General features: G+C 58.2%; 11 protein-coding genes. 7 read left to right on the forward strand and 4 right to left on the reverse strand.

Annotated features, from left to right (window positions below; all coding sequences use genetic code 11):
- The first annotated feature begins 3 nt into the window (after nt 1–3).
- The 6 genes from AB1A64_RS06505 (at nt 4) to AB1A64_RS06530 (ending at nt 8,385) form a co-directional block, all read left to right on the forward strand.
- On the forward strand, nt 4–2,190 hold the full coding sequence (locus AB1A64_RS06505) for a xanthine dehydrogenase family protein molybdopterin-binding subunit (protein WP_366550662.1): 2,187 nt from the start codon (nt 4–6) through the stop codon (nt 2,188–2,190).
- A 137-nt stretch (nt 2,191–2,327) separates the two neighbouring features.
- Nucleotides 2,328–3,647 (forward strand): glutamine synthetase family protein, encoded by a 1,320-nt coding sequence (locus AB1A64_RS06510; protein WP_366550663.1) that lies wholly within the window; start codon nt 2,328–2,330, stop codon nt 3,645–3,647.
- 58 nt (nt 3,648–3,705) lie between these two features.
- Nucleotides 3,706–4,386, forward strand: a complete 681-nt coding sequence (locus AB1A64_RS06515; protein ID WP_366550664.1) for a type 1 glutamine amidotransferase — start codon at nt 3,706–3,708, stop codon at nt 4,384–4,386.
- The gene (locus AB1A64_RS06520; protein ID WP_366550665.1) at nt 4,386–5,744 is read left to right on the forward strand and encodes a glutamine synthetase family protein; all 1,359 of its coding nucleotides are present in this window, start codon (nt 4,386–4,388) and stop codon (nt 5,742–5,744) included. Before AB1A64_RS06515 ends, AB1A64_RS06520 begins: the two co-directional genes overlap by 1 nt.
- A gap of 8 nt (nt 5,745–5,752) precedes the next feature.
- Nucleotides 5,753–7,057, forward strand: coding sequence for an FAD-binding oxidoreductase (locus AB1A64_RS06525; RefSeq protein WP_366550666.1), 1,305 nt, complete (start codon nt 5,753–5,755; stop codon nt 7,055–7,057).
- Nucleotides 7,058–7,170: 113 nt separating this feature from the next.
- Nucleotides 7,171–8,385, forward strand: a complete 1,215-nt coding sequence (locus AB1A64_RS06530) for an aminotransferase class I/II-fold pyridoxal phosphate-dependent enzyme (RefSeq protein WP_366550667.1) — start codon at nt 7,171–7,173, stop codon at nt 8,383–8,385.
- A gap of 6 nt (nt 8,386–8,391) precedes the next feature.
- Here the strand turns inward: AB1A64_RS06530 and AB1A64_RS06535 are convergent, their stop codons facing one another.
- From AB1A64_RS06535 to phaC, 4 genes are all read right to left on the reverse strand, one after another.
- The gene (locus AB1A64_RS06535) at nt 8,392–9,057 is read right to left on the reverse strand and encodes a trypsin-like serine protease (RefSeq protein WP_366550668.1); all 666 of its coding nucleotides are present in this window, start codon (nt 9,055–9,057) and stop codon (nt 8,392–8,394) included.
- 104 nt (nt 9,058–9,161) lie between these two features.
- Nucleotides 9,162–9,716 (reverse strand): polyhydroxyalkanoate synthesis repressor PhaR, encoded by a 555-nt coding sequence (phaR, locus tag AB1A64_RS06540; RefSeq protein WP_170375923.1) that lies wholly within the window; start codon nt 9,714–9,716, stop codon nt 9,162–9,164.
- 135 nt (nt 9,717–9,851) lie between these two features.
- The gene (locus tag AB1A64_RS06545; protein WP_170349152.1) at nt 9,852–10,298 is read right to left on the reverse strand and encodes a phasin family protein; all 447 of its coding nucleotides are present in this window, start codon (nt 10,296–10,298) and stop codon (nt 9,852–9,854) included.
- Nucleotides 10,299–10,429: 131 nt separating this feature from the next.
- Nucleotides 10,430–12,232: a class I poly(R)-hydroxyalkanoic acid synthase gene (phaC, locus tag AB1A64_RS06550; RefSeq protein ID WP_366550669.1), complete on the reverse strand. Its 1,803-nt coding sequence runs from the start codon at nt 12,230–12,232 to the stop codon at nt 10,430–10,432.
- Nucleotides 12,233–12,344: 112 nt separating this feature from the next.
- On the opposite strand from phaC, the gene phaZ reads away from it, so the two are divergent.
- Nucleotides 12,345–13,616: a polyhydroxyalkanoate depolymerase gene (gene phaZ / locus AB1A64_RS06555; protein ID WP_366550670.1), complete on the forward strand. Its 1,272-nt coding sequence runs from the start codon at nt 12,345–12,347 to the stop codon at nt 13,614–13,616.
- Nucleotides 13,617–13,641 lie beyond the last annotated feature (25 nt).

The raw sequence follows: 13,641 nt of genomic DNA on the forward strand, positions 1-13,641 counted from the left end.
TCCATGACCATTAACACCTCTCGCCGTGGATTTCTGAAAGGGGCCGCCGCTGCCGGTGCTGTTCTGCTGGTTGGTGCACGTGCCGATGGCGTGCTGGCCGCGACCTCATCCGAGACTGCGCAGTTCAACCCCTTCGTCAAGATTGACGCGGATGGCACAGTGACTGCCATCGTCAAACACTTTGAAAAAGGTCAGGGCCCCGCAACCGGCCTGCCAACACTGATCGCTGAAGAAATCGGTCTTCGCATGGATCAGATCGACTACGAATTCGCGCCGTCTAACGCGCAGGTTTACAACAACCTCCTGTTCGGCCCCTTCCAGGGCACGGGTGGATCGACCGCAATGGCGAATTCGTGGATACAATATCGTCAGGCCGGTGCCGCCGCGCGTGAAATGCTGATCGCCGCCGCCGCCCAAAGCTGGGGCGTGGATGCCGCGGGTATCACCATCGACGAAGGCATCATCAAAGCGGGCGACCTGTCCGCCCCGATTGCCGATTTTGTGGCTGCTGCCTCTCAGCTAGAGGCTCCCACCGAGCCGCGCCTGAAAGACCCATCGGAATTCCGTCTGATCGGCAACGAATCCGTTCGCCGCAAGGATTCCGCCATCAAGGGCAATGGTCAGGCCATGTACGCCATGGACGTTCACCTGCCAAAGCAGATGGTCGCCATGATCAAGCGCCCTGAGTCAAAAGGCGGCATCGCCAACGGCTTTGACGACAGCGCGTCGAAAGAGGTCAAAGGCTATATCTCAGCCGCCGTGCTGCCCAATCAGGCAGGGGTCGCGGTTTACGCCGAAAACACCTGGGCCGCGATTCAGGCGCGCGACGCGCTTGAGGTTGATTGGGATATGTCGGGCGCGGAAACCCGCCATTCGGATCAGATCAAGGCCGAGATCATGGCCGCACTGGACGCCGCCCCCACATACAATGTGAACAAGGCGGACATTGCAGCAGTCGCCGCAGCAATCGACGGAGCAGACAAGGTCATCGAAAAGACCTTTTATTTCCCGCTGCTTGCGCATGCACCGATGGAGCCTCTGAACTGCACCATTGAGCAGACTGCCGAAGGAGACATCGTTCTGCATGACGGTGCGCAAATGCCGACCGGCCCGCACATGGCGTATCAGCAGATCTTCCAATTGCCGCCCGAAAAGATCCACATCAAGACGATGCTGGCGGGTGGGTCGTTCGGGCGTCGCGCGACACCGGATGCGGATTATCAGGTTGAGGCTGCGCTGGCCTTTGTGGTCACCGACCGCTCGCGCCCGGTCAAACTGGTGTGGACGCGTGAGGATGACATTCGCAGCGGCTATTACCGCCCGGCCTTCGGACACAAGGTCCGCGTGGGTTTGAATGCCGATGGCAACATCGTCGGCTGGCAGCATCAGGTCGCCGGTCAATCCGTTATCAAAGGCACCCCGTTCGAATCCGTTCTGGTACATGACGGGATCGACCACAGCTCGATCGAGGGTATCGCCGACAGTCCGTATGCTATCCCTGGCATCGCGCTTGGGCTGACCGACACACCGAAGGCGACAACGGTTCTGTGGTGGCGTTCTGTGGGCCACACCCACACCGGCTATGTCATGGAGACGATGATGGATGCGGTTGCCGAGGCCGCAGGTCGCGACCCGGTAGAGTTCCGCCTGTCGCATTTGGCCGATAGCAGCAACCCGGATCAGGCACGCAAAGCTGCGGTTCTGAAACTGGCGGTTGAAAAGGCCAACTGGGGCAACGTACCTGCAGGCCGCGCACAGGGTATCGCAGTTCACAAGTCCTTTGGGTCTTATGCCGCTCAGGTTGTCGAGGTTTCGGGCGATCCGGAAAACGGCATCAAGATCGAAAGGGTCACATGTGCCGTCGATTGCGGCATTGCGGTGAACCCCGATGTGGTGCGCGCGCAGATGGAAGGCGGTATCGGTTACGGCATCGGACATGTGATGCGCGACCAGATCACGTTGACAGACGGCACCGTGGATCAATTCAACTTCCCGGATTATGAGCCGCTGCGGATCGGTGACATCGCAGCGATCGACGTACATATCGTGCCGTCTGCTGAGGCACCCACAGGTGTCGGCGAACCGGGCACCCCACCCTCGGCCCCAGCTCTGGCCAATGCGATTAACGCCTTGTCCGGAACGCACGTGGCCGAACTGCCAATGGCTGAAAACGGCGTCAACTTCGTTTAAAGCCCCTGCTCCGCGCCGTCCCCCTTGGGCGCGGAGCAACTTTCCGCCATATCGTCACGGCGATAATTTGATCAAATTTAGTGACAAGGCGCGTTTAACCCATTACATCTCGGGTAACTCGAAGAATGGAGACCCCGATGGACCTGAGCGCCCTGCACAGTTTTCGCGTTGCTGCCTGTGACTTGAACGGTCAGCTGCGCGGCAAGCGAGTGCCGCCCTCATATGCCGACAAGTTGACCAAAGGCGCGGTACGGATGCCCTTTTCCGCGCTGAACGTCGACCTGTGGGGCGCGGATATCGACGGCAGCCCGCTGGTCTTTGAATCCGGTGACGCCGATGGAATGCTGCTGCCGACGGATCGCGGGCCGGTGCCAATGCCTTGGCTGGACGCAGACACGGCGCTGGTCCCGATGTGCCTGCACGATGACGCAGGTGTGCCCTTTGCTGGGGATCCCCGGCACGCTCTGGCCGCTTTGCTGGAACGCTATGCCCAGCGCGGTTGGTCTGTCATCGCAGCGACCGAACTGGAGTTCACTCTGCTGGACGCATCCGGCCCCCAGCCGCAGCCTCCAATCAACCCGGTCACAGATCGGCGGCTGGCGGATGAGGCAGTTTTGTCCATGGCCGAGATGGACGCGTTCGACGCGTTTTTCACCGATCTCTACGACGGATGCGCAGCCATGGGCATACCAGCCCAGACAGCGATATCCGAAAGCGGCATTGGCCAGTTCGAGATCAACCTGAACCATCAGGATGCCATGCGCTGCGCCGATGATACGTGGCTTTTCAAGACCTTGACGCGCGGCCTTGCCCGCAAACATGGGTTTACGGCCACATTCATGTCGAAACCGTACGCCGATGACGCGGGCAACGGGATGCACGTGCATTTCTCGGTCGTGGATGAAAAAGGCCGGAACGTGTTCGACAATGGCGGGCCGGAAGGCACAGATCTGCTGCGTTGGGCTGTCGCCGGATGTCTGTCGGCGATGCCAGGATGCACGCTGATTTTTGCGCCCCACGGCAATTCCTACACGCGCCTCATACCCGGCGCACACGCCCCCACCGGTGCCAGCTGGGCCTATGAAAACCGCACCGCCGCCCTACGCATTCCCGGCGGTGCCCCTGCCGCGCGGCGGATCGAACATCGCGTCGCGGGCGGTGACATCAACCCTTATCTGATGCTGGCGGCCGTGCTGGGTGCCGCGCTCAACGGGATTGAGGATGAGACCGAACCCCCTGCTCCGATCTCGGGCAATGCCTATGAGATCGACGGCCTGCCGCAACTGGCGGCAGATTGGGGTGCAGCCATTACCGCGTTCGAAACCGACCCGAATGTGGCGCGCATCTTCCCCGCCGATCTGATCCGTTTTTTTGCCATGACCAAGCGGCAGGAAATGCGCCGCTTTGCCGACCGCCCGGCGGAAGAACACTGGCTAAGCTATCTCGAGGCGGTATGACCCTCTTGCCCGCGTGAACCCGGTGGGCTAGAATAAATTTGATCAAATTTGGTGACCCATGAAAATCGGCATCCTACTGACCGGCCACCCTCCTGACGTGTTGCAGGACCAGTTCGACGAATACGACGTGATGTTTCGCGCGCTTCTGGACGGCAATGGCTTTACCTATGAAACCTTTGCCGTCGTGGATGGCCAGTTTCCCAAAGATGAATTTCAAGCCGATGGCTGGATCATCACCGGTTCGCGCCACGGGGCATATGAAGACCATCCATGGATTCCGCCGCTCGAGGATCTGATCCGCGCCATCCGCCACAGTGGTCGCCCCCTGATCGGCGTCTGTTTCGGCCATCAGATCGTTGCGCAGGCGCTAGGTGGGAAGGTCGAAAAATTCAAAGGCGGCTGGGCCGTCGGACGCACCGATTATGAATATAATAGTCAGACCGTTACGCTGAACGCCTGGCATCAGGATCAGGTGGTTGAGCTGCCGGAAGACGCGCGTGTGCTGGGTACAAACACCTTCTGCCGCAACGCGATGGTGGCCTATGGCGACAACGTCTGGACGGTGCAGGCGCACCCGGAATATGGCGACGCCTTCATTCAAGGCCTGATGAACACACGCGGCAAAGGCGTTGTGCCGGATGCGCTGATGGAGGCGGCCGCCAACCGCCTGCCTGCCCAGAACGACAATCCGAAGATCGGACAGATGATGGCCGAGTTTCTGAAGAAAGAGAGGGCCTGATGGCCGACTGGAAAGATCAACTGCCACAGGCAGCCCGAACCTATATCGACGGCCAGCGGCTGGATGAGGTTGAATGCATCATCTCTGACCTGCCCGGCATTGCCCGCGGCAAGGCGGTGCCCGCATCGAAATTTGCAAAGCAGGCTTATTTCCACCTGCCCGACAGCGTTTTCTACCAGACCATCACCGGTGACTGGGGCGAGGCCGCGGGCGAGGATGGGTTTATCGAACGGGACATGATCCTCAAGCCTGACTTTTCGACCGCCTCGGCCGCGCCCTGGACCGGCGACTGGACGTTGCAAGTGATCCACGACGCCTATGACCGGGATGGTGAGCCGATCCCCTTCAGCCCCCGCAACGTACTGAAACGGGTCGTGCAGATGTATCACGACAAGGGCTGGAAGCCGATTGTCGCGCCTGAAATGGAGTTCTTTCTGGTCGCCCGCAATGTCGATCCGGCACAAGGAATCAAGCCGATGATGGGGCGTTCGGGCCGTCCGGCGGCGGCACGTCAGGCCTATTCGATGACAGCGGTGGACGAATTCGGCCCGGTGATCGACGACATCTACGATTTCGCCGAACATCAAGGGTTCGAGATCGACGGCATCACGCAAGAAGGCGGCGCGGGCCAGCTGGAAATCAACCTACGCCATGGCGATCCGGTCAAGCTGGCGGATGAGGTGTTCTACTTCAAACGCCTGATCCGCGAGGCCGCTTTGCGTCACGATTGCTTTGCCACCTTCATGGCCAAGCCGATCGAAGATGAGCCGGGCTCAGCCATGCATATCCACCACTCGATCATCGATACCGAGACCGGGCAAAACATATTCTCTGGCCCGCAGGGAGGAGAGACGGACGCGTTCTATAACTTCATTGCCGGGCTGCAGAACCACCTGCCCGCCGGTCTTGCCGTGATGGCACCATATGTGAATTCGTACAGGCGCTACGTGAAAGACCACGCCGCGCCGATCAATCTGGAATGGGCGCGTGATAATCGCACCACGGGTATCCGCGTGCCCCTGTCAGGGCCCGAGGCGCGCCGGGTGGAAAACCGTATCGCCGGGATGGACTGCAACCCCTATCTGGGCATCGCGCTGTCGCTGGCCTGTGGCTATCTGGGCCTGACCCAACAAGAGCGCCCCCGCCGTCAATTCTATGGCGACGCTTATGAGGGCGACGGCGATATCCCGCAGGTCATGGGCAGCGCGCTTGACTTGTTTGATGAGGCCAACGCCCTGCATGAGGTCCTTGGCCCAGAATTCGCTCGCGTCTACAGCATCGTCAAACGCGCAGAATACGAGGAATTCCTACAAGTGATCTCTCCGTGGGAGCGTGAGCATCTATTGCTGAACGTCTGAGGTGCGCGATGAACCTGCTCTATTCCAACGACCGCAAGGCCGAGTATCCGGCCAGTTGGTATGCGGCGACGGCCAACCCGGTGGATCGGTTTCCGGCACTCTGCAAAGACGAGAAAGCCGATGTCTGTGTCGTCGGTGCAGGCTACACCGGCCTGTCCGCCGCGCTGCATTTGGCCGAAGCCGGGCTCAGCGTGGTACTGCTTGAGGCGCACCGTGTGGGGTTCGGCGCGTCCGGTCGCAACGGCGGTCAGTTGGGAAGCGCCCAGCGTATGGATCAGGAAGACCTCGAGCGGCTGGTCGGTGACGATGATGCCGCCAAGCTGTGGGATCTGGCCGAGGATGCGAAAGATCTGGTCAAATCGCTGATCGCAAAGCATCAGATCAACTGTGACTTGAAACCCGGCGTAGCTGTTTTGGGTCTCAGCTCCGGCGAAAAGCAAGACCTGCATGAACATGCCGCGCATCTGTCCGGCCGTTACGGATACGATCAGATTGAATTGCTGAATGAGGCCGCCGGCCACGCGCTGTGCCCATCGCCCTCGTATAAAGGGGGATATCTGGACATGGGTGCGGCACATCTGCACCCGTTGAACTTTGCCTTGGGTCTGGCGCAAGCGGCGGCAAAAGCCGGGGTGCGCATCTTTGAAAGCACCGAGGTCACCGGGATCGAGGAAGGCCAACTTGCCAAGGTGCAGACGGTGAACGGAACGGTTAGCGCAGACCATGTTATTCTGGCCTGCAACGGCTATCTGGGCGATCTGAACCGCAAGGTGGCGTCAAGGGTCATGCCGATCAATAACTTCATTGCGGCGACCGAACCTTTGGGCTCCGACGCTGCCCGCGTTCTGACACAAGACGTCGCGGTCGCTGACACCAAATTCGTGGTGAATTACTTCCGCCTCAGCGCGGATGGGCGCCTGCTGTTCGGTGGCGGTGAAAGCTATGGCTACCGTTTTCCCAGCGACATTGCCGCGAAAGTGCGCAAACCGATGACGGAAATCTTCCCTCACCTGCAGGATGTGAAGATCGATTTTGCCTGGGGCGGCACACTGGCCATCACCATGCGTCGCATGCCCTATCTGGCGCGGGTTGCACCAAATATCCTGTCCGCCTCGGGTTATTCAGGTCACGGTGTCGGCACGGCCACCCATGCCGGGCAATTGATGGCACTGGCCGTTCAGGGACAAGCTGAAGGGTTCGACACCATGGCCCGCGTCCCCGCTTTGCCCTTCCCCGGCGGCCCCGCCCTGCGCAGCCCGCTGCTGGTACTGGCGATGACATGGTTCGCGCTACGGGATCGCCTCGGGGTCTGACCTTAGAAAACCATGACAGATTGGTGAAATTTCGCCCACACAGCGATTGAGGGGTTTTCTTGCCATTCGAATAGCTTTATCTTTCCCAAAGTTAGAATTTGGGAAAATCAAATATGACGCTTCCTCCAAACGTTCATGACGCCGAACCCATCCCCGCAGCCGCAAAAGACGCCATCGACGCCCTGATGCAGTCGGGGGACCTGTTCCGCTATACCGCGCCGCAGGACGCGCCGGTGGCCTTGCTTGAGGCGGAGTTCGCCACTTTGCTGGGCACGAAATACGCGCTGGCCGTGTCATCGTGTTCGGCTGCTTTGTTCCTGTCTCTTAAGGCGTTAGGCTTGCCGCGCGATGCGCGGGTGCTGATCCCGGGCTTTACCTTTGCTGCCGTGCCTTCGTCTGTCGTGCATGCGGATTGCATTCCCGTACTGTGCGAAGTCGGCGAGAATTATCGCATCGACATGGAGGATTTTGCCGCCAAGCTGGACGACGTACAGGCCGTGATCATCAGCCACATGCGTGGCCACACGTCCGACATGGACGCGATCATGGCGCTGTGCAACGAACGCAACATCCCGGTGATCGAGGATGCGGCCCATTCGCTGGGCACCACCTGGCATGGGCAGAACATTGGCACCATCGGCAAGGTGGGGTGCTTCTCGTTCCAGTCCTACAAGATGATCAACGCGGGCGAAGGCGGTATCCTGATCACCGACGATGCCGACCTGGTGGCCCAGGCCGTGATCATGTCGGGCGCTTATGAACATAACTGGAAAAAGCACAAAACCCCGCATGGCGACAACTCGCCCGAGTTGGAGCAAGCCTTTGCCCGCTGGCAGAACCAGTTGCCGCTGTATAACCTGCGGATGAGCAACCTGAGCGCTGCTGTGATCCGCCCGCAAATCCCCGAACTGGCGCGGCGAGTGCGGGATGGCCTGTCGAACCACGACTACGTGGCCGAGCGGCTGAACACTTCGTCCCATATCGACGTCCCTGCCCCCCTGACACCCGAACGTCGGGCACCGGATTCAATACAGTTCAATCTGGTTGGAATGAATGAGGCCGAAATCCGCGCCTTTGCGGCGGCCTCCGAGGCACGCGGTGTCAAAGTTCAGGTCTTTGGCCTGAGCGAGGACAACGCCCGCGCCTTCTGGAACTGGCAATTCCTGCCCGAGAAGTTCGACTTGCCGCAGACACGGGACATGCTGATGAAAGCGTGCGACGTCCGTCTGCCTGTACGGCTGACCAAGGAAGAGCTGGACGTGATCGCCGATATTTTGCTGGCTTCGGTCGGCGAGGTGACCGGCCCGGTTCCCGTCTACGGCACCTGATAAGGCTTACGGATCGAGGTCAAAAACCTCGGTCGACAGAAACAGGGCTGTAATCCCCTCGGGGGTTACACCCACACGCGACAGGATCGCCGCGACTTGGGGGCCGGTCGGTGTGTCCACTAAGAGCGGCGCACCCGAATCCCCCATCATGACCGGGCACAGCGACAAGACCATTCCACCCTCAAGGGGACGCGGCGCACAGGTCAAAGTCCGGCTGAGGACATGAGGCCGAAGACCGGGATACCCCGCAACAAACGACGAAGGCGTCAACGCAGATGCCAACGGCAGATAACCAACCGTTTGACCAATAGGCTCGGTCAATTCCAGAACCGCCCAGTCCAATTCGGCACGGTCGTCGAACGCCCCGTCAGCGCCTTGTTCGGGATGCATCTTATACCCATCGATGCCCGCAACGGCCGCGGCCTCTCCGCGTTGATAGCCAGCGGCAAACCGGATGCTAGAGGGCGGTATCCAACGTTTGCGCGGGGAATTGTACAGGCAATGGGCAGCAGTCAGGACCAGCCGGTCAGACACCAATACGCCAGTACAATGTGATCGCCGGTCCCGGCTGGCGAAATTGAGGCGCCCAATGGCACGCCATGGGGGCTGATCCGCATCCAGGATCTCGCGCGCACGAATGGCACCGCACCCTTCTTCGGACTGGGCGCCCATCGTGCAGACCGCAGACCAGCCTTCCGAAAAAACGCCCTGTGATAGCGCCGGGTGGGCCCAAAGCACCGCAACACTCAAGACCAGCCAGCGCAACACAACAGACGTCAGTTCAACTTGGAGAGCTTTTTCTGCAACTCGGCCAGCTGCTTTTTAATGTCATCCAGATCTTCTTTCGATTCCGGATTGGCATCTTCACCTTCTTCAGGGCCTGACCAATTGCCTGACAGCCCTCCGGTCATCGCCTTGAGGAATGCCTGTTGCTGCGCCTGCATCGCTTCGAAACCCGGTATCTGCGACATCGGGTTCATGGCATTCATATTCTCCATCATCTTGCTTTGGCTTTCGCGCAGCATTTCAAATGAACTTTGCAGGAATTGCGGCATCATCCCGCCGCCTGGAATCATGTAGCTGCGCACCAGATCGTTCAGCACGTTGACCGGCAGCACATTTTCACCCCGGCTTTCGTGTTCGGCGATGATTTGCAGTAGATATTGCCGGGTCAGATCGTCGCCAGATTTCAGGTCAATGATCTGCACTTCGCGCCCATCGCGGATGAAGGTCGCGATATCTTCGAGCGTGACATAGTCGCTGGTCTCGGTGTTATACAGCCTGCGGCTTGCATAGCGCTTGATCAACAGCGGTTTTTCTTGTTCTGGCACCGTTTGCCCTCCCCAAGGATGATGCATTGCAGCAGAGATTATGCGACCGCAGAACAAAAAGAAAGGGCAGGTCCTAAGACCCGCCCTGCGCGAATGCACCAAATGGGAGGAGTGGGTGCGCCTCGCGCCCAAATTTTACTTGGTGGCTGCAGCTTTTTTGGCAGCAGCTGTCACGTCGTTGGTGGCTTTCTGAACAGCAACGGTTGCTTCTTCAGCAGCGTCTTTACCAGCAGCCATCAGCAGCTCGACAGTTTCGGTCTGCAGTTTTTTCGCGATTTCAGCGAAAGCAGCCATGTTTTCAGCAGCAACTTCAGCCGACGCGCTTGCGAAGTCGGTTGCGGCTTTTGCGTATTCTGCAGGCTCGGCCTTTGCTTTCGACATCTCGGTCAGCTTGGACAGTGTGTCTTTGGTCCATTTGTTCGAGATTTCAGCCGACTTCTCTGCTGCTTCCAGAGCAACACCCGACAGCTTTTCGTTCAGCGAAGCGGTCGATTTGAAGGCACCTTCCAGAGCGGTGGTGTCTACGGGGAATGCACCCATCATGTCTTTCAGGGTCGCGGTAAAGTCTTGAGTCTTTGCCATTGTCCTAATCCTTTTTGCCGAACCGGGCCCACCCCGGCTTTCATCAGCTTGAGGGCAATATGATTGCTGCGTTGCAGCATTGCAAGTTTTTTCTTGCTGCAACGCAGAAAATTTTAAGTTTCAAAATGAAATCAGCCGTTTGGATCGGCTACAACATAGGTCCCGGGCGCAGGGGCGAGCCGCGGATGATCCGAATCGCCGGTGTCGCGGGCAGGAACCTGCTTGCCGGATCGCTTCTTCAACCATGCCTCCCATAGGGGCCACCACGAACCTTCGTGGAAGTCGGCCTCTTTCATCCAGGTGTCCGCGTCCGCCTTCAGATCAGGGTTGGTGTAATGGCCGTATTTTTTCTTGCTGGGCGGGTTGATGATGCCTGCGATATGACCGGACTCCGAGACCACGAACGTCTTGGAACGTGACCCCATTTTCTGCACCCCACGATAGCAATCTTTCCAAGCGGCGATATGGTCCGTCTGGCAGGTGATCGCCATCAACGGCACGTCCACGTCACTGACATGCAGTTTGTGCCCAAGCAGTTCGAAACCGCCTTCGGCGAACTCATTGCGCTGGCACAGCCCGCGCAGGTATTGCACCGTCATCTTGGCCGGCAGGTTGGCCCCGTCGCCATTCCAGTACAGCAGATCAAAGGCTGGCGGCATCTCGCCCAGCATATAGCTGCGGATGGCTGGACCGTAGACCAGATCACGCGAACGCAGGAAGGACATAGTGCGCCCCATGATCCATGAGCGCAGGATACCTTCTTTGTTTACCTCTGCCTCAACGCCGTCGATAAAGTCGTTCTGCAGAAATGGCGTAAACTCGCCCTGTTCGGAAAAATCCGTCAGCGCAGTAAACATGGTGGCCGATTTGATCGACTTGTCGCCACGCTGCTTCTGTAGCGCCAGGGTCAAACTCAGTGTGGTGCCCGCGATGCAATAGCCAATCGCGTTCACCTGCTTGACCTTGCAGATCTTTTTTACCTCGTCGATTGCGGTAAGAAAGCCATCCTCGATATAGTTTTCCATCCCGACATCCGCATAGCTTTCATCAGGATTGACCCAACTGACCACAAACAGAGTATAACCTTTTTCAGTGATCCATTTGATCAGGCTGTTCTGGACTTTGAGGTCAAGAATGTAGAACTTGTTGATCCAGGGTGGGAACAGCACGATCGGTGTTTCATACACCGTCTCAGTCGCGGGTTTGTACTGGATCAGTTCCATCATGCGGTTGCGATAGACTACATCGCCCGGGGTGGTCGCCAGATTGCCGCCGACCTCAAACGCGTTTTCGTCGGCCAGTTTGACAACCAGCTCACCGTCATTGGCCTCAAGATCCGAGACAAGGTTTTCCAGCCCTTTGATCAATGACTGCCCTTCGGTTTCAACCGCCTTTTGTAGGGCGTCTGGATTAGTCGCCAGGAAATTCGTAGGAGACATCATGTCGACAATCTGCTGCGAGAAGTACTTTAGGCGACGTTTGTCCTTGTCATCCAGATCCTCAACCGAGGCCACGGCTTGCGCGATGGCTTCTGCGTTGGTCTGGTATTGCTGTCGGATCAGGCGGAAATAGGGGTTGGTTTCCCACAACGGGTTGGAAAAGCGCTTGTCCTGGGGTTTGGGCTGGTCGTCGTCAGCCTCACCCGTGGTCATTGTCTTTTGGGCTTCGGCGAAGTTCAGAACTGACTTGCCCCAGTATTCTATCTGTTGTTCCAGCAATTTTGCCGGATTTTGCCAAGCTTCGGCCCAATAGGCTGTTGCTGCTCGTGCGAAAAGCTCTTGATTCGGGCCATCCAAAGCGGGGGTATGAGGCTTTTTGGCCGACATGACTTCGATCAGCCGCTTCGAAAGCGCCTCGACCCTTTCCATATTTTCTTTAAGGCGTTCAACGTTTTCTTCGGTCAGTTCTGGCATTTTGTCTTCACTTGTTGTCATTTTAACAATTCCCCCCTAACCTCGCTGCTACGCAGAATAACGTCGTGGGTGTCGGGGGGCAAAGCGGCGAATGGTCCAATCTATTGGCTGACATCTAGGAGGCCCCTTTTCCATGCGCTACATGATGACATACGACCTGATGGAAACGATGCGCAACACCAACCAATGGATGGGCGCAACTGCCAGCGCAATCGCATCCTACCCCGCGTTTTCCATGATTCCCAACCCCGCAATTAGTATGATGGCTGCCTGGGGTGATGTCACCGAACGTACTTTCCAACGGATGATCGTCAAACCGGACTGGGGCATCCGCACTTTTACATGCGAGGATGGCAAAGACCACCTGGTCGACATCACGCCCGTTGTCGAACGTCCCTTTGGTGACCTGGTGCATTTCCGGGTCAATGGCCGCGAGGAACAGCCCCTCAAGGTGTTGTTGGTGGCGCCGATGTCCGGGCATTATGCGACGTTGTTGCGCTCGACGGTGAAAAGCCTGCTGGTGAATTGCGAAGTCTATATCACTGATTGGCATAACGCGCGCGACATTCCTGTTTCCGAAGGCAAGTTCGATGTAGAGGACTATACACTCTATCTTGTCGATTTCATGAAAGAACTTGGTCCCGACACTCATGTTGTGGCGATTTGCCAACCCGCGCCGCTGACTCTGGCCGCGACGGCCTATCTGGCCGAGGTTGAGCCCGAAGCACAACCCAGCACGCTGACCCTGATCGGCGGCCCCGTGGACCCCGATGCCACCCCGACCGATGTGACCGATTTTGGCCGTCGCGTCACCATGGGGCAGCTGGAAGAGACCATGATCCAGCGTGTCGGCTTTAAATACAAAGGCGTTGGCCGCATGGTCTATCCCGGCCTGTTGCAGCTGGCGTCGTTTATGTCGATGAACGCAGAACGTCATTCCAAAGCGTTCTCGGAACAGATTCAGCGCGTTATGCAAGACGAAGCTTCGGACCATGATGCGCATAACCGTTTTTACGATGAATATCTGGCCGTTATGGACATGACGGCCGAATTCTATCTGTCGACGGTTGAGCGTGTATTCAAGAACCGCGAAATTGCCCGGAACGAATTCGTCGTCGCGGGCCACAAGGTGGACATCGGCAAAATCACCAATGTTGCGGTCAAGACGGTTGAAGGCGCGAATGATGATATCTCGGCCCCTGGCCAATGTATCGCAGCGCTGGATCTTTGCACCGGTTTGCCCGCGTCGAAGAAGGCCAGCCATGTTGAACCAGCAGCCGGGCACTATGGCATTTTCGCCGGGCGTAGTTGGCGCGACAATATCCGGCCACTGGTGATCGATTTCATGACCGCCAACGCCCGCAAACCACAACGCCGGGCCGCCAATAAGAACAAGATCGCCTGACAAAATGAGCGGGAGAGCGGCCCAC

The organism is Ruegeria sp. ANG10 (assembly GCF_040705255.1).
Lineage (GTDB): Bacteria > Pseudomonadota > Alphaproteobacteria > Rhodobacterales > Rhodobacteraceae > Ruegeria.